Source organism: Caulobacter sp. FW305-C-30-S16, assembly GCF_058783025.1.
The window spans coordinates 281,546-304,745 of the sequence record NZ_JBYSYH010000003.1 but is presented as its reverse complement, the minus strand read 5'-3'; the positions used below and the strand labels follow the sequence as shown (position 1 = coordinate 304,745).

Genomic DNA, 23,200 nt, shown 5'->3' with positions numbered 1-23,200 from the left:
AGCCCAACATCCTGCACCTCCGACTGACAAGCCGATTCGAGCCATGACAGACACGATCGAGGCCCCCGCGACACCCGCGGTCCGCACGCCGCCCATCTTTGTGGTGAGTGTCTTCACCAGCGCGGCGCTGGTGTTCATGGTCCAGCCGATGGTGGCCAAACTGGTGCTGCCCCTGCTCGGCGGCTCGCCGGCGGTGTGGAACACCAGCATGGCCTTCTTCCAGATCGCCCTGCTGGCCGGCTACGGCTACGCGCACTTCCTGCAGAAGATCCCGCAGGTCCGGCGGCAGATCACCGTTCACATCACCGCCCTGGCCATCGCCGGCCTGACGCTGTTTCCGCTGAGCATCTCGCGCCTGGCGGGCGAGCCGTCGTCAGACCATCCGGCCCTCTGGCTGCTGGCGGTGCTGGCACTGTCCATCGGCCTGCCGTTCGCGATCCTGTCGGCCACGGCGCCGCTGGTTCAGGCCTGGCATGCGCGGGTGTTCCGGGGGCAGGGGGCGAGCGAGCCCTACAGCCTGTATGCCGCCAGCAACCTCGGCAGCCTGCTGGCGCTGCTGGCCTATCCGATCGTCATGGAGCCGCTGCTGACGCTGCATACCCAGCGCTGGACCTGGAGCAGCGGCTACTGGGTGTTCGTGCTGATCCTCGCCTCGCTGGCCATCATGGTCTGGAAGCGGTCCGAAATTCCGGCGGGCGAGTCGACCGCCGCGCCCGCCAAGACCACGCCCACGCCGACCTGGCGCGAGCGGGCGATCTGGGTGGCGCTGGCGGCGATCCCGTCCAGCCTGATGCTGGGGGTCACCGCCCACCTGGCCACCGATGTCGCGTCAGCGCCCTTCCTGTGGGTCGCCCCGCTGGCGCTCTACCTGATCACCTTCATCATCGCCTTCCAGGTCAAGCCGCTGATCCCGACCGCGGGCGCCCTGACCTTCCAGGCCGCGGCCGTCGCCGCCTGCGCCGCGACCCTGCAGTTCGGGGCCAACGCCATCGAGCTACAGATTTTCGTCCACCTGGCCTGCTTCTTCCTGACCGCGCTGGTCTGTCACACGGCGCTCGTGGCGCGCCGGCCTGATCCGGAACATCTGACAGAGTTCTACCTCTGCATGTCGCTGGGCGGCGTGGTCGGCGGCTCGTTCAACGCCTTCCTTGCGCCGGTGATCTTCCGGACGGTGATCGAGTACCCCCTGATCCTGGCGCTGTCCTGCCTCGCCCGGCCCTGGGGCAAGGGCAAGCTGACCTACTGGCAGATGAGCGTTATCGCCGTCGGCGTGCTGGCCGCGCTCGCCGCCGCCATCGCGGTCAAGCAGCTGGGGCCGACCCTCTCGGTCAAGCTGGCGCTGGCCACGACCACGGTGGCGGTATTCCTCGTGCGGGACCGGGCGCTGTTCATGCTGGCGCTGATGGTCACCCTGCTGTTCACCGCCAACGCTGTCGGCGACCGCGCGGACGTGATCCAGACCGATCGCAGCTTCTTCGGCGTCCTGCGGCAGACCCGCACGGAGATTTCCGGCCTCGGCGGCGAGGTGCGGATGCTGGCCCACGGGACGACCCTGCACGGCGCCCAGGCCAGGGACCCGCGCTATCGCTGCCGACCGCTGGTCTACTATGCGCCGGAGACGCCGATCGGGCAGGTCTTCACCTCCTGGCAGGCCATGTCGCCGGCCCTGCGGATCGGCGCCGTGGGCCTTGGGACCGGCTCTGTGGCCGCCTATGTGCGGCCCCGGGACCACCTGACCTTCTTCGAGATCGATCCGCTCGTCGTGCGCATCGCCCATACGTCCGGCGACTTTGACTACACAACGAAGTGCGCCAAGGGCCCGGTCGACTTTGTCCTCGGCGACGCCCGGCTGACGCTGGAGAAGCAGCCGGCGGAGGCTTTCGACATCCTGCTGATCGACGCCTTCTCGTCGGACTCGGTGCCGGCGCACCTGCTGACCGTCGAGGCGGTGAAGGGCTACCTGACCCGGCTCAAGCCCAACGGCGTGCTGATCCTGCACCTGTCGAACCGGAACCTGGAGCTGCGCGCGCCGGCGATGGCGGTGGCGCAGGCCGCCGGCGGGTACGCCCTGCTGCAACGCCACAACAAGGACTGGGACACGCCGAACATGTGGGAGTCGTCGGAAGACGCCCTGATCATCGGCAGGTCGGCCGCGGCGCTGGCGCCCTGGGAAGCGGATGAGCGCTGGCAAAAGTCCGATCCGACCCTCACGCGGCCCTGGACCGACGACTACACCAACCTCGTCGGCGCGCTGATCGGGCGGGTGAAGGAACGGCTGGCGGAATAGGGCGGAGGGGACATGTACCGAAGGTACGTGTCCCCCAATCGAGCGATCGCTGAATCTGGATTAGGGGACACGTACCTGCGGTACATGTCCCCGTCAGACTTCCACCACAGCCACCGCCTGGGCCGCGAGCCCTTCGCCGCGACCGGTGAAGCCCATGCCTTCGGTCGTGGTCGCCTTGACGCTGACCCGGTCCAGCGAGAGGCCAAGGATCGCGGCGAGCCGCTCGCGCATGGCCTGACGGTGCGGTTTGATCTTCGGCCGCTCACAGATCAGCGTCACGTCGATGTTGATGATCCGTCCGCCCTTCGCCGTCACCAGCGCGGCGGCGTGCTGCAGGAACAGGTCCGACGAGGCGCCCTTCCATTTCGGGTCGGTCGGCGGGAAGTGGTCGCCGATGTCGCCTTCGCCGATGGCGCCGAGGAGGGCGTCCGTCAGGGCGTGCAGGCCGGCGTCGGCGTCGGAGTGGCCGACCAGCGTCTGATCATGGTCAATGCGCACGCCGCAGAGCCAGACGGCCTCGCCGGCGCCCCAGCGGTGGGCGTCGAAGCCCTGGCCCATGCGGGTCATGCGGGTTCCGCCCGCCAGCAATTCGGCCATCTCGAAGTCCTCGGGGAAGGTCAGTTTCAGCAGGCGGGGATCGCCGGGCGCCAGCGCCACGCGGCCGCCGTGCGCCTCGACCACCTGGGCGTCGTCCGTGGGCTCGCCGCCGGACCAGGCGGTATAGGCGGCCAGCAGCCGGTCGCGGCGGAACGCCTGGGGCGTCTGAGCGCGCCAGAGGCCCTCCCGGGGCGTGGTGGTCAGCCCGTTCGGCCCCTCACGCTTGAGGGTGTCGGCGACCGGCAGGGCCGGGATCGCGCCGTCGGCGTCGGCGAGGGCCGTCAGCAGCGCCTCGACGTGCGCCGCCGTGACGAAGGGGCGGGCGGCGTCGTGCACCAGCACCGGCTCGTCCGACGGGCCATCGATCGTTCCGAGACCGGCCTGGACCGACAGGGCCCGTGTCGCGCCGCCGCGCACGGTCCGCCAGCCGGTCAGCCCGGACAGGGCCTCGGCCGCCAGCGGCTCGCCGTCGTCGCTGACCACGATCACCATCTCGCGCGCGCCGGCCGCCAGCAGGGCCTCGACGGACCAGCGCAGCACCGGCTTGCCGGCCACGACGCGCCACTGTTTGGCGAGGCCGGGTCCGGCCCGGGTTCCGCCGCCCGCGGCGACGATGACGACTGAGAAGCTCATGCTCCCTGTCTAGGGCCGGGTCGTTGCAGTTCCAACCTTTACTGCACCGCACAATATGCCTAAAAAGGCAGCGTTCGGGGTGATTACAGAATGAGCAAAACGCTCACAATCGGAGACGTGGAAGTGCCTGGGCGCGTGTGGATCGCGCCGATGACGGGGATTTCCGACCTTCCCTTCCGCAAGGCCGCAGGGCGGCTGGGTGCGGCCTATGCGGCGACGGAGATGGTCGCCTGCGCCGAATTCGCGCGCGCCCGGCCTGACGTCGTGCGTCGTGCGGCGATCGGGGACGGGCATCCGCTGATGGTCGTCCAGCTGGTCGGCCGCGAAGCGCGCTGGATCGCCGAAGGCGCGCGGCTGGCGCAGGCCGCCGGCGCACACGTCATCGATCTGAACTTCGGCTGCCCGGCCCGCGAGGTGACCGGCATCCAGTCCGGTTCCGCCCTGATGCGGGATCTGGACCTGGCCGAGTCGCTCGTCGCCGCGGCGGTCCAGGCTGTGGATGTGCCGGTTACGGTCAAGATGCGTCTCGGCTGGGACGACGCCACGCGCAACGCACCGGAGTTCGCCCGTCGCGCCGAGGCGGTCGGGGCGAAGGCGCTGACCGTGCACGGCCGCACCCGTTGCCAGTTCTACAAGGGCGCCGCCGACTGGACCGCCGTCCGCGCGGTCAAGGAGGCGGTTTCCGTGCCCGTTATCGTCAACGGCGACATCACAGACGGCGTCAGCGCCGCCAGCGCGCTGGAGCAGTCCGGCGCCGATGGCGTGATGGTCGGTCGAGGCGTGCTGGGCCGGCCCTGGATCGCCCGGTCCATCGAGGCGCAGCTGCAGGGCGCGATCGACGCCGAGCCGCCGCTGGCCGAACGGCTGGAGATCGTGCTCGACCACTTCCGCGACAGCCTGGCCTTCTACGGCGAGCGCCTGGGCCTGCGGATGTTCCGCAAGCATCTGGCCGCCTACGTCGAGAACGCGCCGGCGCCGGCCGCGGCGGAGGCCCGACGCGAGGCGCGCGCCCGCCTTTGCCGCCTCGATGACCCCGCCGCCGTGGAGGCGGCGTTGATCGCGCTGTGGTCCGGCGAGCCCGAGAGGATGGCGGCATGAACAGCCGTCTGTCGCACCGGAGCGGCGCGTCCGGAGACGCCCTGAAGGCCGCCGCCTTCGACCTGAGCCCCGAGCCGGCCCTGCTGATCGGCGCCGACGGCGCCCTGGCCGCGGCCAACGAGGCCGCCGAGGCGCTGTTCGGCCAGGGCCTCGGCCTGCTGTCGCGCGGGCGGATCAGCGGCGTGTTGCCGGCCACCTCGCCGCTGATGGCGCTGCTGACCCGGGCCGTCGAAGAGGGCGTGCGGGTGCGCGAGCACGGCGTGGAGATCGCCCTGTTCGGCCATCCGGGCTTCGAAGCCGATGTGGCGGCCTCGCCCCTGGCGGACGGGGCGGTGCTGCTGACCCTGCATGTGCGTGGCGCCCTGGGTGCGGAACGGTCGGCGGATCCGGCCGGACTGCGTTCGGTCGTGGGCCTCGGCCGCATGCTGGCGCACGAGATCAAGAACCCGCTCGCCGGCATCCGCGGCGCGGCGCAGCTGCTCAAGACCGGCGCCGCGGCGGAAGACCAGCCGCTGGCGCAGCTGATTGTCGACGAGACCGAGCGGATCCGCCGGCTGGTCGACCGGATGGAGGCCTTCTCCGACGACGCGCCGCCGGAGCGTGAGGCGATCAACATCCACAGCGTGCTCGACCGCGTCCGCGCCCTGGTGGCCAACGGCGTGGCCGAAAACCTCGCGCTCAAGGAACGTTACGACCCGTCCCTGCCGCCGACCTGGGGCGACGAGGACCTACTGATCCAGATCTTCCTCAACCTCGTCAAGAACGCCGCCGAGGCGGCCAACATGCGCAGCGACGGCGGCGGCGAGATCACCATTTCCACCGCCTGGCGGCCGGGCGTGCGCATCCGCGGCGCCGACGGTCAGCTGCAGCAGGGCGCGCCGCTGGAGGTGAAGATCCAGGACAATGGTCCGGGTGTCCCGCCGCATATGCGCGAGCACCTGTTCCAGCCGTTCGTGACCTCCAAGAGTTTCGGCGCGGGCCTCGGCCTGGCGCTGGTCGCCAAGCTGGTCGCCGGTCACGGCGGCCTCATCGATTTCGAGTCCGAGCCCGGCAGGACGGTCTTCCGTGTCCTGCTGCCCGTGGCTCCCTCCGGGACCCCAGAATGAACCCCGCCACCAAGAAGATCCTCATCGCCGACGACGACAGCTCGGTGCGCCTCGTCCTGAGCCAGGCGTTCACCCGCCTCGGCTACCAGGTGCGGGCCACAGGCAATGCGGCGACGCTGCTGAAGTGGGTGCAGGAAGGCGAGGGCGACCTGATCCTTACCGACGTGATGATGCCCGACGAGAACGTGTTCAATGTCCTGCCGAAGATCCGCAAGGAACGGCCCAAGCTGCCGATCATCGTGATGAGCGCGCAGAACACGCTGCTAACGGCGGTCAACGCGGCCGACGCCGGGGCGTTCGAATACCTCTCCAAGCCGTTCGATCTCGACGACGTCACCGCTGCGGCCCGGCGCGCCCTGTCGCGGCCCAGCGACAGCGAGGCGGCCAAGGCCCAGGCCCGGGCGATGAAGGACGAGCGGTTGCCGCTGATCGGCCGCTCCGCCCCGATGCAGGAGGTCTATCGCACGGTCGCCCGTCTGGTCGGCGCCGACCTGAAGGTTCTGATCCTCGGCGAGTCCGGGACCGGCAAGGAGCTTGTCGCCCGGGCGCTGCACGATCTGGGACGCCGGCGCGACGGCAAGTTTGTGGTCATCAACCTCGCCGCCGTCCCGCGTGAGCGCGTCGAGACCGAGCTGTTCGGGCGCGGCGAGGGCGATCTGGGCAAGCTGGTCGAGGCCGACGGCGGCACCCTGTTCCTTGACGAGATCGGCGACATGCCGCTCGACGCCCAGAGCCGGTTGCTGCGCGTGATCGACGGCGCCGAGCCGGCGATCAATCCGCGCACGGGGCGGGCGCCGAACGTGCGGATCATCGCGGCGACCAACCGCGACCTGCGCGGCCTGATCCAGCAAGGCCTGTTCCGCGAGGACCTGTTCTTCCGCCTCAACGAGGCGCCGGTCCGTCTGCCGCCGTTGCGGGACCGGGTCGAGGACATCCCCGATCTGGCCCGTTCCTTCCTGCTGCGCGCCGCCCGCGAGGGGCTGCCGTCCAAGACCATCGACCAGACCGCCCTCGAGCGGATGAAGACCCACGACTGGCCGGGCAACGTCCGCGAGCTGGAAAACCTCGTGCGCCGCGTCTGCGCGCTTTACGGCGAGGACCAGATCACCGCCCGGATCATCGAGCGCGAGCTGCAGGACCCGGCGCCGGTGGTCGGGGAGGGCGGCCCGCTGACGTTGTCGCAACTCGTCGAGCGGCACCTGGCCAGCCACTTTGCCGACCAGCCTGACGGCGTGCCTGCGGCCGGTCTCTATGACCGTGTGCTGGAAGAGGTCGAGCGGCCGCTGATCCAGCTGACCCTGGCGGCCACGCGCGGCAACCAGGTGCGGGCGGCGGAGATCCTCGGCCTGAACCGCAACACCCTGCGCAAGAAGATCCAGGACCTCGGTGTCGAGATGGCCCGCGGCAAGCGGTGACCCTCGGCAGTCTGTCTCGCGCTGGCAACAAGACTGTTGCAGTTTAGGCGCAGTTGGCCCTAGGTTGTGCGGATGAGTTTGTCCGCGTCAGACGTTGCCGTGAGCGGCGACTCGCCGCTCCCGACCTGGCGGCGGGCTATTGAGTCCCGCTACGTTGTCGGCGGCGGCTACGCGGTCGCCGCGCTTCTGACCATCACCGGGGCGTTGCTCGTCTCCAGCCCGCCTGCCGTTGGACCGATCGGGCCGGCGGTCCAGGTGATGCTGGTCGTCCTCGGCCTCAACCTCATCCTGATCCTCGGACTGGCTTTCCTTGTGGGGCTGCGGGTCTACAGCCTGCTGCGGAACCGCAATGTCGACGCCGGGGCGCGGCTGCATCTGCGGTTCATGGGCCTGTTCGGGCTCGCCGCCGTGGCGCCGGCGATCATCGTGGCCATCTTCTTCGGCGGCTTCGTGCTGACCGGGGTCGAGACCTGGTTCGGCGACAAGATCAGCACCCTGGTCGAGAACTCCGCCGAGACGGCGCGCTCGGTGGTCAAGGAGCAGAACCGGATCCTCGAGGAGAACGTCAATCTGGTCGCCGTCGACCTGAACGACGCCGCGCGGGCGCTGGGCAGTGCGCCGGTCGCCTACAGCCACTATCTGGCGCAGATATCCTCGAGCACCTTCGTCGCCGCCTATGTGCTGGATCACGACGGACGGATCCTGGCGCGGGTCGAAAAGCCCAATGCGCCCGCGTTCGTCGCGCCGCCGGCCGCCAGCTTCCGGGTTGCAGACGAGGGGCTGATCTCGGCCGAGAACTTCGAGTCCGAAGACGTGATCAGGGGCCTGTCGCGCCTGGCGTCGTATTCCGACGCCTACCTCTACGTTGTGAGGCCGGTCGGCGCGGGGATCATCAGCCAGCTTCGGGACGCCGAAGGCGCCCTGGTCGCGCTGCGTGAAGCCGCCAACAATCGCGAGCGGATCAAGGGCGCCTTCCTGCTGACCTACATTGAAACGGCGCTGCTGGTGCTGGTCGGCGCGGCCTGGCTCGCCATTGCCGCCGCCAACTCGATCGCCGCGCCGGTCGCGCGTCTGGTGCAGGCTGCGGGTCGTGTCGCCACCGGCGACCTCAATGCCCGGGTGGACACCACTGACCAACCTGAAGAGATGGCCGTATTATCTCGTGCCTTCAACAGCATGACGCATGATCTTCAGGTCCAGCAAGTAGCGCTCAGGGCGGCCAATCTCGATGCCGAGTCGCGACGCCAGTTCATCGAGACCGTGCTGCTCGGCGTGAGCGCCGGCGTCATCGGGCTGGACGCGGAGGGCAGGCTGTCGGCCTCCAACCGGCAGGCCGCGCAGCTGCTGGGGGTCGATCCGGACAGCATGAACGGCCAGGCGCTCGCCGACATCGCGCCGGAACTGGCGCCCGTGGCGCAGCGCGCGGTCGAGATCGGCGGAGAGGCCGAGGAAGAGGTCGACATCGTCCGGTCGGGAGACACCCGCAGGCTCCGGGTCCGGGCCAGCGGGGCAACCGACGGGGTGGTTCTGACGTTCGATGACATCACCCGCCTGATCACCGCCCAGCGCAACGCCGCCTGGAAGGATGTCGCCCGGCGCATCGCCCATGAGATCAAGAACCCCCTGACCCCGATCCAGCTCTCGGCCGAACGGATCAAGCGCAAGTACCGCGCGGAGATAAAGTCCGACGTCGAGACTTTTGACCGCTGCACCGAGACGATCATCCGCCAGGTCGGCGACATTGGCCGGATGGTCGACGAGTTCTCCGCCTTCGCCCGGATGCCGACGCCCAGGTTCGCCCGCCATGATCCTGCGGAGCTGCTGCGTCAGGCGGTCTTTGCCCAGCGCGTCGCCAGCCCGGAGCTGACCGTTGATATGGCCGACCCGCCGGAGGGCGTGAGCCTGCTCTGCGATGAGCGGATGGTCGGCCAGGCGCTGGCCAATATTCTCAAGAACGCGGCCGAGGCCGTGTCTGCTCGCGGCCTCGCGCCGATGGAAGGCCGCATTACCGCCGCGCTCGTCGAGGACAGCGGCGCCTTGTGCTTCAGGATCGAGGACAACGGGGTGGGCCTGCCGACGCGTGATCGCGACCGCCTCACCGAACCTTATGTGACGACGCGCGAGAAGGGCACCGGCCTGGGCCTCGCCATCGTCAAACGCATTCTCGAGGATCATGGCGGGGAGCTGGCCCTGGGGGACGCCAGCACCCTGCCCGGAGCCCTTGTGACCCTGAATTTCCCGAACGCGCGATTGACGGCCGCGCCTGCAAAGAAGGAGGCGGCCCATGGCGGCTGATGTTCTGGTCGTCGACGACGAGGCGGATATCCGCGAACTCGTGTCCGGCATTCTCACCGATGAAGGCTATGCCGTGCGAACGGCCGCCGACTCGGAACAGGCCTTGCTGGCGATCCGCGCCCGCAAGCCGACCCTGGTCGTCCTCGACATCTGGATGCAGGGCGGGGGAATGGACGGGCTGGAACTGCTCGACCTGGTCAAGGCCCTCGACGCCGACCTGCCGGTCATCATGATCAGCGGGCACGGCAACATCGAAACGGCGGTCAGCGCGATCAAGCGCGGGGCCTACGAATTCCTCGAAAAGCCGTTCAAGTCCGACCGGCTGCTGCTGATGGTCGAGCGGGCGATCGAGTCCGCCAGCCTGCGCCGCGAGAACCGCCGCCTGCGAACCCAGTCTCTGGCGCCGGACGGGCTGATCGGCCGCTCGCTGGCCGCCCAGCAGCTGCGCCAGTTGATCGCCAAGGTCGCGCCGGCCAACAGCCGCGTGCTCATCGCCGGGCCCGCCGGGTCCGGCAAGGAGCTGGTCGCCCGGATGATCCATGCGGCCAGTCCGCGGTCCAAGGGCGAGTTCGTCGCCATCAGCGCGGCGGGCATGGCGCCCGAGCGGATGGACCTGGAACTGTTCGGCCTTGAAGGCGAGGGCAGCAAGCCCGGCAAGATCGGCGTGTTCGAGCGGGCCCACAGCGGCACCCTCTATCTCGATGAAGTGGCCGACATGCCGCGCGAGACCCAGAGCCGCATCCTGCGGGTCCTGGTTGAGCAGCGCTTCCGGCGGGTCGGCGGCGACGCCGATGTGCAGGTCGATGTGCGGGTCATCTCCTCGAGTTCCCGCGACCTGCGCGAGGAGATTTCCGCCGGCCGGTTCCGTGAGGATCTGTTCCACCGCCTGAACGTCGTGCCTATTCGCGTGCCCGGCCTGGCCGAACGCCGGGACGACGTGCCGGAGATGGTCAACTACTTCATCGAGCGGATCGCAGAGGCCACCGGCCTGCCACGCCGCACGCTCGGCGAGGACGCGATCGCGACGCTGCAGGTGCATGACTGGCCGGGCAACGTGCGCCAGCTGCGCAACAACGTCGAGCGGATGATGATCCTGGCGTCGGGCGATCCCAACGAGCCGATCACCGCGGCCATGCTGCCCGCCGAGACGCCCAGCGCCTCGCAGAGCGGGGCGATCGGCACCGAGAAGATCATCGCGCTGCCGCTGCGCGAGGCGCGGGAGCTGTTCGAGCGCGAGTATCTGAACGCCCAGATTCTGCGGTTCGGCGGCAATATCTCGCGGACAGCCGCCTTCATCGGGATGGAGCGGTCGGCCCTGCACCGCAAGCTCAAGTCCCTGGGCCTGGCCGGCGCCCGCGGTGTTGAAGAGGTCGAGGACTGATGTCGCGCTGGGCTTATGTGAACGGTCGGTTTGTTCGCCACGGCGAGGCGGCGGTCCATATCGAGGATCGCGGCTATCAGCTCGCTGACGGCATCTACGAGGTCTGGGCGATCTTCAACGGACGGCTGGCCGACTCCGAAGGGCATTTCGAGCGTCTGGAACGCAGCCTCGGCGAGATGGGCATCGCCGCCCCGATGAGCCGCAAGGCGCTGGAACTGGTGCTGCGCGAGGCGGTGCGCCGCAACCGGGTCAAGCACGGGCTGCTCTATCTGCAGGTCACGCGGGGCGTGGCGCGGCGGGATCACGCCTTCCCGATCCCCGCGCCGACGCCGGCCGTGGTGATCACCGCCAAGTCCACCGACGCCGCGGCCGCCGAGGCGCGCGCCGCCAAGGGTGTCTCGGTCATCACCACGCCGGAGAACCGCTGGGGTCGCTGCGACATCAAGACCATCGGCCTGCTGCCCAACGCCATGGCCAAGACGGCTGCCCGCGATCAGGGCGCGGCCGAGGCCTGGTTCGTCGATGCGGACGGCCTGGTGACCGAGGGGGCGTCCAGCAACGCCTGGATCGTCGACGCCGAGGGCGTTCTGCGCACCCGTGACACGACCGCCAACATCCTCCGCGGCGTGACCCGCAAGAGCGTCATGGGCCTGCTGGGCGAGGTGAATATCCGGCTCGACGAGCGCGCCTTCACGCCCGAGGAGGCCCGCAATGCGCGGGAGGCCTTCATCACCGGGGCAGGGGCCCTGATCCTGCCGGTGGTGGCCATCGACGGCGCGCAGATCGGAACGGGCAAGCCGGGGCCGGTAGCGCAACGGTTGCGGGCGCTCTATATCGAGAACGCCCAAGCTTCGACCAGTTGACCTCCGCGCTACCGCGAGAGGTTGCGGTCGGAACCGGGCTACGCCTAGATCGACTCATGTGTGTGGAGGGCCTTCTGCCTTCCGGCCAACAAGAGGGGAATCCCCGTGACCGACAAAAAGCAGAACCTGCAGGACACCTTCCTCAACAGCGTTCGCAAATCGAAGACGCCGCTGACCATCTTCCTCGTGAACGGCGTGAAGCTGCAGGGCGTGGTCAGCTGGTTCGATAATTTCTGCGTGCTGCTCCGCCGCGACGGCCAGTCGCAACTGGTGTACAAGCACGCCATCTCAACGATCATGCCCGCGCAGCCGGTCCAGCTGTACGAGCCCTCCGACCAAGACGATTGACCCAGCACATAGATCACGAAGACCCCGTCCTCCGGGCGCTTGTTCTTCACCCCGTCCGGTCCCAGTTGGCCAACGCACGCGACCCCCAGGCCAGGCTTGAGGAGGCGACCGGGCTTGCCCTGGCTCTGGACCTCGACGTGGTCGAGTCGCGGATCGTGCCGCTGCGCGAACGCACCCCTGCAACCCTGTTCGGCAAGGGCAAGGTCGAGGAACTGCGCCTGCTCTGCGAGGTCGAGGAGATCGATGTCGCGGTGGTCGACGACTCCCTGTCGCCCGTCCAGCAGCGGAATCTGGAGAAGGCCTGGAACGTCAAGGTCGTCGACCGCAGCGGCGTGATCCTGGAGATCTTCGGCCGGCGCGCGCGCACCAAGGAAGGCGTGCTGCAGGTCGAGTTGGCACGGCTTGAGTACGAGAAATCCCGCCTCGTCCGCACCTGGACCCACCTGGAGCGGCAGCGCGGCGGCACCGGCAACACCGGCGGCCCGGGCGAAACCCAGATCGAACTCGACCGGCGCCAGATCGCCGACCGCATCATCAAGATGAAGAAGGATCTGGTCGAGGTGCGCCGCACGCGCGCTCTGCACCGGTCCCAGCGCAAGAAGGTGCCGTACCCGACCATCGCCCTGGTCGGCTACACCAACGCCGGCAAGTCGACGCTGTTCAACAAGATCACCGCCGGCGGCGTGCTGGCCAAGGACATGCTGTTCGCCACGCTCGACCCGACCCTGCGCAACGTGAAGCTGCCCGGTGGCCGTCCGGCGATCCTCTCCGACACCGTGGGCTTCATCTCCGACCTGCCGCATGAACTGATCGAGTCGTTCCGCGCCACCCTCGAGGAGGTGCAGGAGGCCGATGTGATCCTGCATGTTCGTGATATCGCCAATCCTGACACCCAGGCTCAGAAGCGCGATGTCGAGACGGTTCTGACCGAGCTGGGCGTGACCAAGGACTCCGATCGCAAGATCATCGAGATCTGGAACAAGGCTGACCTGCTCACCCCCGACGAGCGCGACGAGGCCGAGGGCGCCGCCCGGCGAACAGGCGGCATGCTGGTCTCCTCGATCACCGGCGAGGGCTGCGAGGCTCTGCTCAATCGCCTGGCCAGCCTGGTGGACGAGACGCCAGAAATCGACGTCCAGCTCAGCGTCAACGCCGGCGAGGCGCTCGCCTGGCTCTACCGGCACGGCCGCGTTGTCGGCCGCCACGAGGGTGGGGAGGGCGACCTGCACCTTCGCGTCCGGCTGGACGGCCAGGCGCTCGGCCGTTTTGAGCGGATGTTCCCCGACGCGACGGTCTCGGAGGCGGTGGGGTGAAACGCGCGGCGCTGGCGGCTATCCTGCTGTTGATGACCGCGCCGACAGCATCCTCCGCCCTGGCCGCTGACCCGATCAGCTTCAGCGATCTGCTGGCGCGACCGTGCGCCCCGGCGGACGCTCGCATCTCGTATGGCGCCGATCCGCTGCAATTCGGCGAGCTCTGGCTGCCGGCGGGGCAGGGACCCTTCCCGGTCGCGGTGCTGATCCACGGCGGGTGCTGGCAGGCGGACCTGCCGGGCACGGAGCTGATGGACTATCTGGCCGCCGATCTGAAGGCGCGCGGCTACGCGGTCTGGAACATCGAGTACCGGCGCATCGGCCATCCGGGCGGGGCGTATCCGGGGACCTTCAGCGACGTCGCGGCCGGCCTCGATCATCTGCGGACGCTTGCCGGTGCTCGCGGCCTGGATCTGTCGCGCGTGGTGCTGGTCGGCCATTCGGCGGGCGGCCATCTGGTCAGCTGGGCCGCGGCGCGCAGCGACCTGCCGCGCTCCAGTCCCCTCTGGACGGCGGACCCGCTGCCGGTGAAGGGCGTCGTCAGTCTGGCCGGCATCAACGACCTCGAGGCCTTCCGCGCGACCGGGCCGGACCGGTGCGGCGGTCCTCAGACCATTGATGACCTGGTCTCGGCGGCATCGCGGGCAGGGCAGGACGTCTATGCCGACACCTCGCCGGCCCGTCTGCCCGAACCGGCCGCGCCCGTGGTGGTGATCTCGGGTGCGCTGGACCCCATCGTCCCGCCGTCGTTCGGCCCGACGTTCGCGAAGGGCTGGGCCGCTACGGAGATCACGATCCCCGAGGCCGGCCATTTCGAACTGATCGATCCGACAAGCGCGGCCTGGACGGGCGTGATCGCGCCGGAAATCGAGACGCTGCTCGAGACCAAACCCTGATTTGTTATCCCGGCCGGAGCGTAGCGCAGAGCCGGGACCCGGATTCGGGTTCAGCCAGACTCGAGGCGATTTGATCTGGGTCCCGGATCGCCCCTTCGGGACGTCCGGGATGACAGGGGAGGGTCAACGCTTCTCCGCCGCCTTGGCCTCGTCCCAGAGCGCGTCCATCTCGGCCAGGTCGGACATCTCCGGCGTCTTGCCGCGTTCCGCCAGCACCGCTTCGACATAGCCGAACCGGCGGACGAACTTGGCGTTGGTCGCGCGCAGGGCGTCCTCGGGCTCGATGTCCAGGGTGCGGGCGATGTTGGCGAGCACGAACAGCACATCGCCCAGTTCTGCCCGCAGCCGGTCCTTGTCGCCGCCGGCGACCTCGGCCTTCAGCTCGGCGACCTCCTCGTCGAGCTTGTCGAGCACTTCGTTGATCGAGGGCCAGACGAAGCCGACCCGCGCCGCGCGCTTCGACAGCTTCACCGCGCGTGTGAGGGCGGGCAGGCCGACGGGCACGTCGTCCAGCACCCCACCCTTGGCCTTGGCGTTGCGTTCCTGCTGCTTGATGACCTCCCAGGCGAGTGTCTGCTCGCCAGAGGACCGGTAGGCCTCATCGCCGAACACGTGCGGGTGGCGGCGGATCATCTTGTCGGAGATGGCTGCGGCGACGTCGGCGAAGTCGAACGCCTTCTGCTCGCTGGCCATGCGGGCGTGGAACACGACCTGGAACAGCAGGTCGCCCAGCTCCTCCTTCAGGTCCTTCAGGTCGTTCCGCTCGATGGCGTCGGCGACCTCATAGGCTTCCTCGACCGTATAGGGGGCGATGGTCGCGAACGACTGTTCCAGATCCCAGGCGCAACCGCCCGCGGGGTCCCGCAGGCGGTCCATGATCTCCACAAGGCGGAAGATCGGGTGGTCTGCGTCAGGTGACGGCGGGGTTTGCGACATTCGGATCAGTCCCCGCGACATCTTCCGGAACAACCGGCGGAAGCACGCCGTCCCGGTCGCCGAGCTGGCGGAGAATCTCGGCGTGCTTCTCTTCGGTCAGGGGATAGCCGATCATCACCGCCGCGGCGAGCAGGCCGACGATGCCGGGCGCAAAGGCGTAGAGCGCCTGCAGGCCGGTCATCGACAGTGGTGTGCTGTTGGCCGCGTGCGCCGCGTCGAAGCCCAAGGCTCCGAGCAGGATCAGGCTGGTGACGGCCAGCGCGGAGCCGATCTTCACCGTGCCCGTCAGGATGGCGAACAGCAGCCCGGTGCGATCGACGCCGGAGTTCAGCCGCTCCTCGTCGCCGTAGTCGGCCATCATCGACCGCAGCAGCAGGGCGCCGGCGGAGTAGGGGATACCGGCCGCGATCAGGAAGGGCGCGGCCAGCCAGAAGTTGCCCGCGGGCAGTGTGACCACCGCGAACTGGACCACGGCGTAGGTGACGCAGGCGACGATCAGCGCCCTGGACTTGCCCAGGCGCTTGGCCAGCCGGGTCCAGATCATCGCGCCGAAGATGGCGGCGACGAAGTAGATCAGCAGCAGGGCCGACGACTCCAGGAAGCTGAACTGCTTCACGCGCATGAAGTAGAAGAAGAACAGCGTGCCGGCCACGCCGGGGGCCAGGCCCGTCAGCAGGTCCGCCGCCAGAATGCGCACCACGGTCGGGCGCTTCAGCAGCCGGAAGTAGTCGGCGAGAGTGGCGTTGCTCGAAACTAGCGCGCCGGCCTCGTCCCGCGCCACGCTCTCAATCGGTTTCGGCTCCGGCACCCGGATCAGGTTCACCGCGACCATCGCCGGAAGCAGCACGACGATGAACCAGCCCTGGCCGTGCAGGATGCCCTGTTGTCCGATGCCTTTGGTGACGAGGCTCAGGATCAGCGGCATGGCCAGGATCATGATCATCCCGATCACGTTTCCGGTCTGCCAGAAGGCGTAGATGCGCGACCGCTCGTGGTAGTCCGTGGTCAGCTTCGCCGCCCAGGAAGTGTGGGACAGCACTGCGATCGAATAACCGAAATAGACCACGATCAGCCAGAACCACAGGTAGCCGGTGGTGACCCCCGGCTTGGCCATGAACAGCATGTAGATGGCCAGCATCAGGATCGGCGTGCTGACCGCCATCCAGCCCTTGAACCGGCCGAACGACCAGCGGGTGCGATCGAGGATCGTGCCGAAGATAGGATCGAAGCCGATATCGACCAGTCGTACGAGCAGGAAGGCCAGGCCAACGGCCGAAACCTGCAGCCCCAGCGTCTCGGAATAGTAGTGCGGCAGGCTGATCGTCAGCGGCAGACCGAACGCCGCCAGAGGCAGGCAGGGGGCGGCGAACGCCGCGAGCGTCAGGGTGGATCGTCGGCCGCCGGCCATGTCGCCTCACTAGTCGGGGTCGGCGTTATGGTGTCGCCGTTCGCACGATCTAGAGCCCGCGAACGGCGACGACGCAAGTGAAAGCTGGGTAAGTTCTAGCGTTCGGCGACGGCCTCGCCGTTGGCCAGCCGGCGCGCGAACCGGTCGAAGGTGTTTTGGGCGTCCATCCAGGTTCCGGCGGCCGTGGACCAGCGGATGTCGGTCTCGTACCAGCGATAGCCGACCGGGATCTTCTGGCCGTCCGCCGTGGTCAGCACGCCGCCGATTCGGGCGCCGCCGATGCCGAAGCTCTCGTAGGACAGGCTCGGTTTGATGCTCATCTGACGCATCGTCGGGCGGTTGGGCACCGCGTCCTCGATCACCAGGTCCAGCGTACCGCCGGCGGGCGACAGGCTGCCGGTCCGGGCGAGGGCGGTCTCGACGGAGTCCCGCAGGTCCGCGACGAGATAGTCCAGGTCGCGCTGACCGTACTCGTCGGCCTGTTCCTGGAGTTTGGGACCGATCGTGATGTTGATGTCGGCCACGGGACCCAGCGGCGCAGCCTTCACCGCGAACGCGGCCGCTGACGCCGCAAGGGTGGTGGTCAGAAAGGTTGCCAGTCGCATGGATAGTCTCCGCACTCGATTGCCCCTCGTGATTGAAGATAGGTCCGCCGGGCCCGTCTGGGAAGTTGCCCGCCGATCACTTTCGCGGGGTTGTCCGCGGCGTCCGCCCGGAAAGCGACGCTTCGAAAGATTGCCGCGGGCTGTCGGATGTCATGGTTGTCATGCGTCATAGAGGAGAGGGCGCGGCGCGTGGCCGACCCGGAGACCATCGAGGGACCGCGGATGACACGATATCTGGTCGCCATTCATCACCCCGACGACTACGCGCCGGCCGTCGTCGAGGATGACGCCATGCGCCGCGACATAGACGCGCTCAACGAAGAGATGGTCGCCGCCGGCGTCCGGGTGTTCGTGGGCGGCCTGAAGCCCGTCGGCGACGCCAGAGCGCTGCGGATGCAGCCAGACGGCGAGGTGTCTGTCACCGACGGACCGTACCTGGAGACCCGGGAGCACATCGGCGGCTTCTGGGTGCTGGAACTCGGAAGTCTGGACGAGGCCGTCGCCTGGGGACGCAAGGCGGTCGTTGCCTGCCGGGCGCCGGTTGAGATTCGGCCGTTTCACTGACCGAGGGGGCTGAGGCGCTGCCCAGGGTCGCCAGCCGGACTGGCGTGCGTAATGCGCCTAAGGAATATTATCAGCAATAATATCCTAGGCGGAACCGCGACGGCTGCGACGGCTTACCGAGGACGGGCCCAACGCTATAACGATAACGGCCCGCAGCGCCACGTCCGGCGCCGGCAGCCAGGAAGCCCCGTTGAACGACAGATGCACCATCGCCGTGGAAGACCGCCGCCTTGATCGTTGCTGCCCATGAGTCCTGACCCCGCGACGCCGCTCAAGCGCGCCATCGGACCGCTGAACCTGACGCTGATGGGCGTCGGGTCGATGCTGGGCGCCGGCATCTACGGCCTTGTCGGCAAGGCCGCAGGCGTGATGGGCGGCGCTGTCTGGATGGCGTTTCTGGTCGCGATGGTCGCAGCCCTGCTGACCGGGATCAGCTACGCCTCGATTGCGTCCCGGTATCCGCGCGCCGGCGGCGCGGCCTACGCTACGCAGCGGGCCTACCGGCTGCCTTGGCTGAGCTACGTGGTCGGACTGGCGATCGCCTGTTCGGGCCTGGGTTCGATCGCCACCCAGGCCAAGGTGGTGGCCGAAAACCTCAACACGCTCATCGGGTTGGACCTGGGATTCGCGATGGCGGGAGCACCTGCCGGGATCCTTTTGATTTCAGTGGGCTTTCTGCTTCTCGTCAGCGCGCTCGTCTATCGCGGGATCGCCGAGTCGATGTGGGCCAACGCGGTCTGCACGGTGGTCGAGACGCTCGGGCTGGTCCTGATCATCGCGGTCGGCATGCGCTTCTGGGGCCAGGCCGACCTCTTCGAAGCCCCCGCAAGTCCCGGCAATCCTTACGGCGCCATCACCGCGGGGCTCATCCTTCAGGGCTCGATCCTGACTTTCTTCTCGTTCCTCGGCTTCGAGGACATGATCAATGTGGCCGAAGAGGTCGAGCGGCCGCATCGAACCATCCCCCTGGCCCTGATCACGGCGATGATCGTGGCGTCGCTGATCTACATTGCGGTGTCGGTGACCGCCGTGTCCGTCGTGCCGTGGCCGGAGCTCGCCGCCGCCCCCGGTCCGCTGAAGCTGGTCATCGAGCGGGCCGCGCCCTGGTTTCCGGCGATCGGGTTCACGGTGATCACGATCGCCGCGGTCGCCAATACGGCGCTGGTGAACTTCGTCATGGCCTCCCGCCTGCTCTACGGCATGTCGCGGCAAGGACTGCTGCCCGCGAGTCTGGGAAGGGTCCACCGCAAGCGCCAGACGCCTTATGTGGCCATCGGACTCCTGCTCGTCGCGGTGATCGGTCTCCAGTTCGCCGGCGACATCTCTGAACTGGCCGGGGCGACGGTGCTGCTGCTGCTGATCGTGTTCGCGGTGGTGAACGGCGCCCTGATCGTGCTGCTGCGCCGCGAAGGAAGGATCGAGGGGGCGTTCAACTGCCCGGTGGTGATCCCGGTGCTCGGCGCGGCGATCTGCCTGCTGATGATCGGCGGGCGGCTCATCGAAGGCGGTGCGCGCAGTCCGGTCATCGCCGGCGGGATGATCGTTGCGATCCTCGCGCTCTACGGGCTGACGCGGCATTGGCGCCGCCCCGAGCCGGATATCGAGGCCTAGGCGCGACCGGCCGGCCCCTCCCCCGTCCGGATCCGCGCGCTACAGGTCGACGTCCAGGGTCATCCCGTCAAACGCGGGCTCCACGCCTTCGGGAAGTGTCTCCGCCAACACCCTGTAATCCATATCGATATGCAGGTTGGTCAGGATCGCGCGGCGCGGTTTCACGCGGGCGATCCAGTCCAGCGTGCGTTCCAGGTGCGCATGGCTCGGATGCGGCGTGTAGCGCAGCGCGTCGACGATCCAGGTGTCGACGCCGGCCAGTGCGTCGAAGGCCTCGTCCGGCAGTCCGTTGACGTCCGGCGAATAGGCCACCGGCCCGAACCGGTAGCCGACACAGCGAATGTGCCCATGTTCCTGGTCGAAGGTGTTCACCGGAATCGCCCCTGAGGGACCGTCGATGGCGAACGCCTGACCGTATCCCGGCAAGGTCTCGGGTCTCAGGATTGCGGGGTAACCACCGGTATTTTTAAAGATATAGTGGAATCGTTGTTCCAGAACCGCACGCGTGGTTTCGTCCATCCAGGCGGGAATTCGCGACCGCTGGCGCAGGAAGAAGGCCCGCAGGTCGTCGATGCCGTGCACCTGGTCCGCATGGTCATGGGTGAACAGCACCGCGTCGATGCGGCGGATCTCGGCGGCGATCGCCTGTTCTCGCAGGTCGGGCGAGGTGTCGACCAGCACCGTGGTCTGCGACCCCTCCCCTTTGTGGCGGACGAGCAGGGAACACCGCCGCCGACGGTTCTTTGGCTCGGCCGGATCACAGACGCCCCAGTCGCCGTCGGCGCGCGGAACGCCGCCGGACGAGCCGCTGCCGAGGATCGTGACCTCCAGGACCCCGCTCACGGGCGCGGAATCCGGTCGAACAGGGCGAAGAAGGCGTCCTCCGTCCGCTGCTCGGCCTCGGCCGGCGTCCAGCCCCGGATTTCCGCAAGCTTTGCAAGCACATGCGGCAGAAAGGCGGGCTCGTTTCGACGCCCCCGCATGGGCACGGGCGCGAGGTAGGGGCAGTCGGTCTCGACGATGATCCGGTCGGCCGGCATGTCGGCGATGATGTCCCGCACATCCTGCGCGGCCTTGAAGGTCGCGATGCCGCTGACCGAGAACCAGGCGCCGAGCGCCGCCGCCCGCCGCGCCAGTTCCGGGCCGCTTGTGTAGCAGTGCATCAGCAGGCGGAACGGCCCGACGGCGTATTCCTCTTCGAGGATCGTCGCCATGACGTCGTCGGCCTCGCGGGTGTGCACCACCAGCGGCAGGCCCGTTTCGCGCGCGGCGATGACGTGCTGGCGGAACACATCGGCCTGCACGTCGCGCGGGCTCAGGTCGTAGTGGAAGTCGAGGCCGCATTCGCCGATCCCGACCACGCGCGGACGGTCCGCCAGGCGCATGAGGTCAGCGGCCTTAAGGTGCGGATTTTCCTTCGCTTCGTGGGGATGGGTGCCAACGGTCGCCCAGATGTCGGCGTTGGTCTCGGCGACAGCGTAGGTCACATCGAATGTGGAGACCTTGTCGCTGATGTTGACCATCAGCCCGATGCCGGCCTCGCGGGCCCGGTCGATCACCGCCTGCCGGTCGTCGGCGAACTGCGGGGCGTGCAGGTTGACGTGGCTGTCGATCAGCATTCAGGCCGCCGCGGCCGTGCGCAACTCGCGCATCGCCGTCCAGAAGGCGTCTGCGCGGTCGAGGTTCAGACCCTCGGTCTGGTCGGGAAGGACGCGCAGACGGTCCCAGGCCTGGACCCAGCGATCGAGCCCCTCCCCCACGCCGGCCATCGCCTGGCCGACGGCCATCGTGCGGATCTGGGCGCCGAGGCGATCAAACAGCAGGTCGAAGCGCCCCTGCCCTTCGGGACCGCGGAAGCTGTCGGCGAGGATCATCAGCGCGCCTTCGTCGAGACGCGGAAGATTGCGCAGGATCTCGTGGGCCGCGTCGTCCGCGCCCAGGGCGTCAGCCGCCGCCAGCCGCAGGGCCAGGCCCGGCGCGCCGCCGGCCATCTTCGCCAGGCGAGCGGCCTGGTCATGGGTGAGATCGGTGCGGCCGGTCAGGAAGTCGGCCGCCAGCGCTTCACCGGGCGCGGTAAACGCCAGCCGACGGCACCGCGACCGGATCGTCGGAAGCAGGCGTCCGGGGGCATGGCTGACCAGGAAGATCACCCCGCGCGGCGGCGGCTCCTCCAGCGTCTTGAGAATGGCGTTGGCCGAATTGACGTTCAGGTCGTCGGCGGCGTCGATGATGGCCACGCGATAGGGCGAGATGGCCGGGGTCTGGGAGAAGAACTCCGGCAGGCGACGGGCCTCGTCGACCGGGATGACCTTGCGCAGCTTGCCGTCCTCGCCGACCCGTTCCAGGACCATCAGGTCAGGATGCGAGCGCGCCGAGACCTGTCTTACGACCGGGTCCGAGCCCAGCGACCCCAGCAGGCCATTGGCCGGATCGGGCGCGGCGCCCAGCAGCCGCCGCGCGGCGCGGAACGCGAACGTCGCCTTGCCCACGCCCTCCGGTCCGGTCAGCAGCCAGGCATGATGCAGCCTGCCGCGCCCGAGGGCGTCGAGAAACGCCTGTTCCTGGACCTCGGCCCCTTCGAGGGCGAAGGCGTCGCGTGGATGGACGGGCTCCTCGCTCATCAGCCCAGCCGATCCATCACCGCGGCCCAGACAAGGGCGGCGACGGTCTCCCGGTCGCCCGACGCGTCAATCAGCACGCACCGGTCCGGTTCGGCGCGGGCGATGGCCAGGTAGGCGGCGCGCAGACGGTTGTGGAAGTCGAGGCCCTTGGACTCGAACCGGACCTCCGAGAACATGTCGCGGCCGAAGGCGCGTTCCAGGCCTGTTTCCGGCGGCAGGTCGAACACCAGCGTCAGGTCCGGCCGGTTGTCGCCGACCACCTCACGCTCGACCGCCGCGATGAATTCTGGCGAAACGCCGCCGCCGGCGCCCTGATAGGCGCGGGTCGAGTCGGCGAACCGGTCGCAGACGACCCAGGTACCGGCCTCGAGACCGGGGACAATGGTCCGCTCCAGATGGTCCCGTCGCGCGGCGTTCATCATCAGGGTCTCGCTGAGCGGCGACCACCGGTCGACCCCGCCGTCCAGCAGCAGCTTGCGCAGTTCGTCCGCGCCGACCGAGCCGCCGGGTTCGCGGGTGCGCAGCGCCGGGCGGCCAGACGCCGCCAGGCGCTCGGTCAGGGTCACCGACTGGGTCGATTTCCCGGTCCCCTCGCCGCCCTCAAAGGTGATGAATTTTCCGCGCGCCACGACGCCCTCAATCGGACGGAACGGGGCCGATGTCCAGAATGGCGACGCGCGGAGCTGTGGACTATCTCGCCGAGGGCGCCGGACCCAGGTAGCGGACCCGAACGCGGGCGACGCCCCGGCCCCGGATACCGAGCTGATCGGCGGCGGCCTTGGACAGGTCGATGATCCGACCGTCGACGAACGGTCCGCGGTCGTTGACCCGCACGCGGATCTTTCGACCCGTGTCCAGATCGGTGACTTCCACGATGGATGGCAGGGGCAGGGTCTTGTGGGCCGCCGACGGCAGATGCATGTCGAACACCTCGCCGTTGGCGGTGTTTCGGTTGTGAAACTGCTCGCCGTACCAGCTGGCGACGCCCTTTTCGTCATAGTCCGGGTCGTAGCGCGGCGTGTACCACTTCCCCTTCACCTGGTAGGGCTTCATGGTCCCGGGGACGCGGCCGGGCGGCGCCGAGGTCTGCGGCGGACCGGACGGCTGCGGGCCCTTCACGGCGTAGCGCGGCGTGGCGCAGGCCGCCAGAACCAGGCAGGCCAGCAGCACCGTGGCGGCGCGGAATGACGGCAATTGGCGCGAGCCGGACATGGCCCCTCCCC

General features: G+C 68.7%; 21 protein-coding genes. 12 read left to right on the top strand and 9 right to left on the bottom strand.

Translation table 11 applies throughout. From position 1 onward, the window contains the following. The first annotated feature begins 43 nt into the window (after positions 1–43). Positions 44–2,287: a spermidine synthase gene (locus AC3WJT_RS13540; RefSeq protein WP_492343651.1), complete on the top strand. Its 2,244-nt coding sequence runs from the start codon at positions 44–46 to the stop codon at positions 2,285–2,287. A 93-nt stretch (positions 2,288–2,380) separates the two neighbouring features. On the opposite strand, the gene AC3WJT_RS13535 is transcribed toward AC3WJT_RS13540, so the two are convergent. Next, positions 2,381–3,517 (bottom strand): bifunctional 2-C-methyl-D-erythritol 4-phosphate cytidylyltransferase/2-C-methyl-D-erythritol 2,4-cyclodiphosphate synthase, encoded by a 1,137-nt coding sequence (locus AC3WJT_RS13535; protein WP_492343650.1) that lies wholly within the window; start codon positions 3,515–3,517, stop codon positions 2,381–2,383. 90 nt (positions 3,518–3,607) lie between these two features. Between AC3WJT_RS13535 and dusB the strand changes: the two genes are divergently transcribed. From dusB to AC3WJT_RS13490, 9 genes are all read left to right on the top strand, one after another. Continuing rightward, entirely contained in the window at positions 3,608–4,615 is a 1,008-nt protein-coding gene (gene dusB, locus AC3WJT_RS13530) for a tRNA dihydrouridine synthase DusB (protein WP_492343649.1), read from the top strand. Further along, positions 4,612–5,721: a two-component system sensor histidine kinase NtrB gene (locus AC3WJT_RS13525; protein WP_492343648.1), complete on the top strand. Its 1,110-nt coding sequence runs from the start codon at positions 4,612–4,614 to the stop codon at positions 5,719–5,721. The genes dusB and AC3WJT_RS13525 overlap by 4 nt, the downstream gene beginning before the upstream one ends. Further along, on the top strand, positions 5,718–7,136 hold the full coding sequence (locus AC3WJT_RS13520; RefSeq protein ID WP_492343647.1) for a sigma 54-interacting transcriptional regulator: 1,419 nt from the start codon (positions 5,718–5,720) through the stop codon (positions 7,134–7,136). Before AC3WJT_RS13525 ends, AC3WJT_RS13520 begins: the two co-directional genes overlap by 4 nt. Positions 7,137–7,208: 72 nt before the next feature. Beyond that, entirely contained in the window at positions 7,209–9,431 is a 2,223-nt protein-coding gene (locus tag AC3WJT_RS13515; RefSeq protein WP_492343646.1) for a sensor histidine kinase, read from the top strand. Further along, positions 9,421–10,812 carry a nitrogen assimilation response regulator NtrX gene (ntrX, locus tag AC3WJT_RS13510; RefSeq protein ID WP_492343645.1) on the top strand — a complete coding sequence of 464 codons (1,392 nt, stop codon included), beginning with the start codon at positions 9,421–9,423 and terminating at the stop codon, positions 10,810–10,812. Before AC3WJT_RS13515 ends, ntrX begins: the two co-directional genes overlap by 11 nt. Then, positions 10,812–11,675, top strand: a complete 864-nt coding sequence (locus AC3WJT_RS13505) for a D-amino-acid transaminase (protein WP_492343644.1) — start codon at positions 10,812–10,814, stop codon at positions 11,673–11,675. The genes ntrX and AC3WJT_RS13505 overlap by 1 nt, the downstream gene beginning before the upstream one ends. A gap of 105 nt (positions 11,676–11,780) precedes the next feature. Next, on the top strand, positions 11,781–12,023 hold the full coding sequence (gene hfq / locus AC3WJT_RS13500) for an RNA chaperone Hfq (protein ID WP_492343643.1): 243 nt from the start codon (positions 11,781–11,783) through the stop codon (positions 12,021–12,023). An 8-nt stretch (positions 12,024–12,031) separates the two neighbouring features. Next, the gene (gene hflX / locus AC3WJT_RS13495; protein WP_492343848.1) at positions 12,032–13,336 is read left to right on the top strand and encodes a GTPase HflX; all 1,305 of its coding nucleotides are present in this window, start codon (positions 12,032–12,034) and stop codon (positions 13,334–13,336) included. After that, positions 13,333–14,232 carry an alpha/beta hydrolase family protein gene (locus tag AC3WJT_RS13490; protein WP_492343642.1) on the top strand — a complete coding sequence of 300 codons (900 nt, stop codon included), beginning with the start codon at positions 13,333–13,335 and terminating at the stop codon, positions 14,230–14,232. Before hflX ends, AC3WJT_RS13490 begins: the two co-directional genes overlap by 4 nt. A gap of 123 nt (positions 14,233–14,355) precedes the next feature. Here AC3WJT_RS13490 and mazG read toward each other — a convergent pair whose 3' ends face one another. The 3 genes from mazG to AC3WJT_RS13475 form a co-directional block, all read right to left on the bottom strand. Beyond that, on the bottom strand, positions 14,356–15,168 hold the full coding sequence (gene mazG, locus AC3WJT_RS13485) for a nucleoside triphosphate pyrophosphohydrolase (protein WP_492343641.1): 813 nt from the start codon (positions 15,166–15,168) through the stop codon (positions 14,356–14,358). Continuing rightward, the gene (locus tag AC3WJT_RS13480; protein ID WP_492343640.1) at positions 15,143–16,576 is read right to left on the bottom strand and encodes an MFS transporter; all 1,434 of its coding nucleotides are present in this window, start codon (positions 16,574–16,576) and stop codon (positions 15,143–15,145) included. The genes mazG and AC3WJT_RS13480 overlap by 26 nt, the downstream gene beginning before the upstream one ends. Before the next feature lie 95 nt (positions 16,577–16,671). Next, positions 16,672–17,181: a hypothetical protein gene (locus tag AC3WJT_RS13475; RefSeq protein WP_492343639.1), complete on the bottom strand. Its 510-nt coding sequence runs from the start codon at positions 17,179–17,181 to the stop codon at positions 16,672–16,674. 189 nt (positions 17,182–17,370) lie between these two features. Between AC3WJT_RS13475 and AC3WJT_RS13470 the strand changes: the two genes are divergently transcribed. Continuing rightward, a complete protein-coding gene (locus AC3WJT_RS13470) occupies positions 17,371–17,745 on the top strand; it encodes a YciI family protein (RefSeq protein WP_492343638.1) in 375 nt (124 codons plus the stop codon). A 246-nt stretch (positions 17,746–17,991) separates the two neighbouring features. Beyond that, a complete protein-coding gene (locus tag AC3WJT_RS13465; protein WP_492343637.1) occupies positions 17,992–19,356 on the top strand; it encodes an APC family permease in 1,365 nt (454 codons plus the stop codon). Between the two features lie 39 nt (positions 19,357–19,395). On the opposite strand, the gene AC3WJT_RS13460 is transcribed toward AC3WJT_RS13465, so the two are convergent. The 5 genes from AC3WJT_RS13460 to AC3WJT_RS13440 all read right to left on the bottom strand — a co-directional run bounded on the left by AC3WJT_RS13460 (position 19,396) and on the right by AC3WJT_RS13440 (position 23,189). Continuing rightward, positions 19,396–20,199 carry an MBL fold metallo-hydrolase gene (locus tag AC3WJT_RS13460; RefSeq protein ID WP_492343636.1) on the bottom strand — a complete coding sequence of 268 codons (804 nt, stop codon included), beginning with the start codon at positions 20,197–20,199 and terminating at the stop codon, positions 19,396–19,398. Further along, a complete protein-coding gene (locus AC3WJT_RS13455; protein WP_492343635.1) occupies positions 20,196–20,975 on the bottom strand; it encodes a TatD family hydrolase in 780 nt (259 codons plus the stop codon). Before AC3WJT_RS13455 ends, AC3WJT_RS13460 begins: the two co-directional genes overlap by 4 nt. Continuing rightward, entirely contained in the window at positions 20,976–21,977 is a 1,002-nt protein-coding gene (locus tag AC3WJT_RS13450; RefSeq protein WP_492343634.1) for a DNA polymerase III subunit delta', read from the bottom strand. It lies immediately after the preceding gene. Then, positions 21,977–22,606, bottom strand: coding sequence for a dTMP kinase (gene tmk / locus AC3WJT_RS13445; protein WP_492343633.1), 630 nt, complete (start codon positions 22,604–22,606; stop codon positions 21,977–21,979). The genes AC3WJT_RS13450 and tmk overlap by 1 nt, the downstream gene beginning before the upstream one ends. 61 nt (positions 22,607–22,667) lie before the next feature. Further along, complete coding sequence (locus AC3WJT_RS13440; protein ID WP_492343632.1) at positions 22,668–23,189, bottom strand: septal ring lytic transglycosylase RlpA family protein; 522 nt, start codon at positions 23,187–23,189, stop codon at positions 22,668–22,670. Positions 23,190–23,200 lie beyond the last annotated feature (11 nt).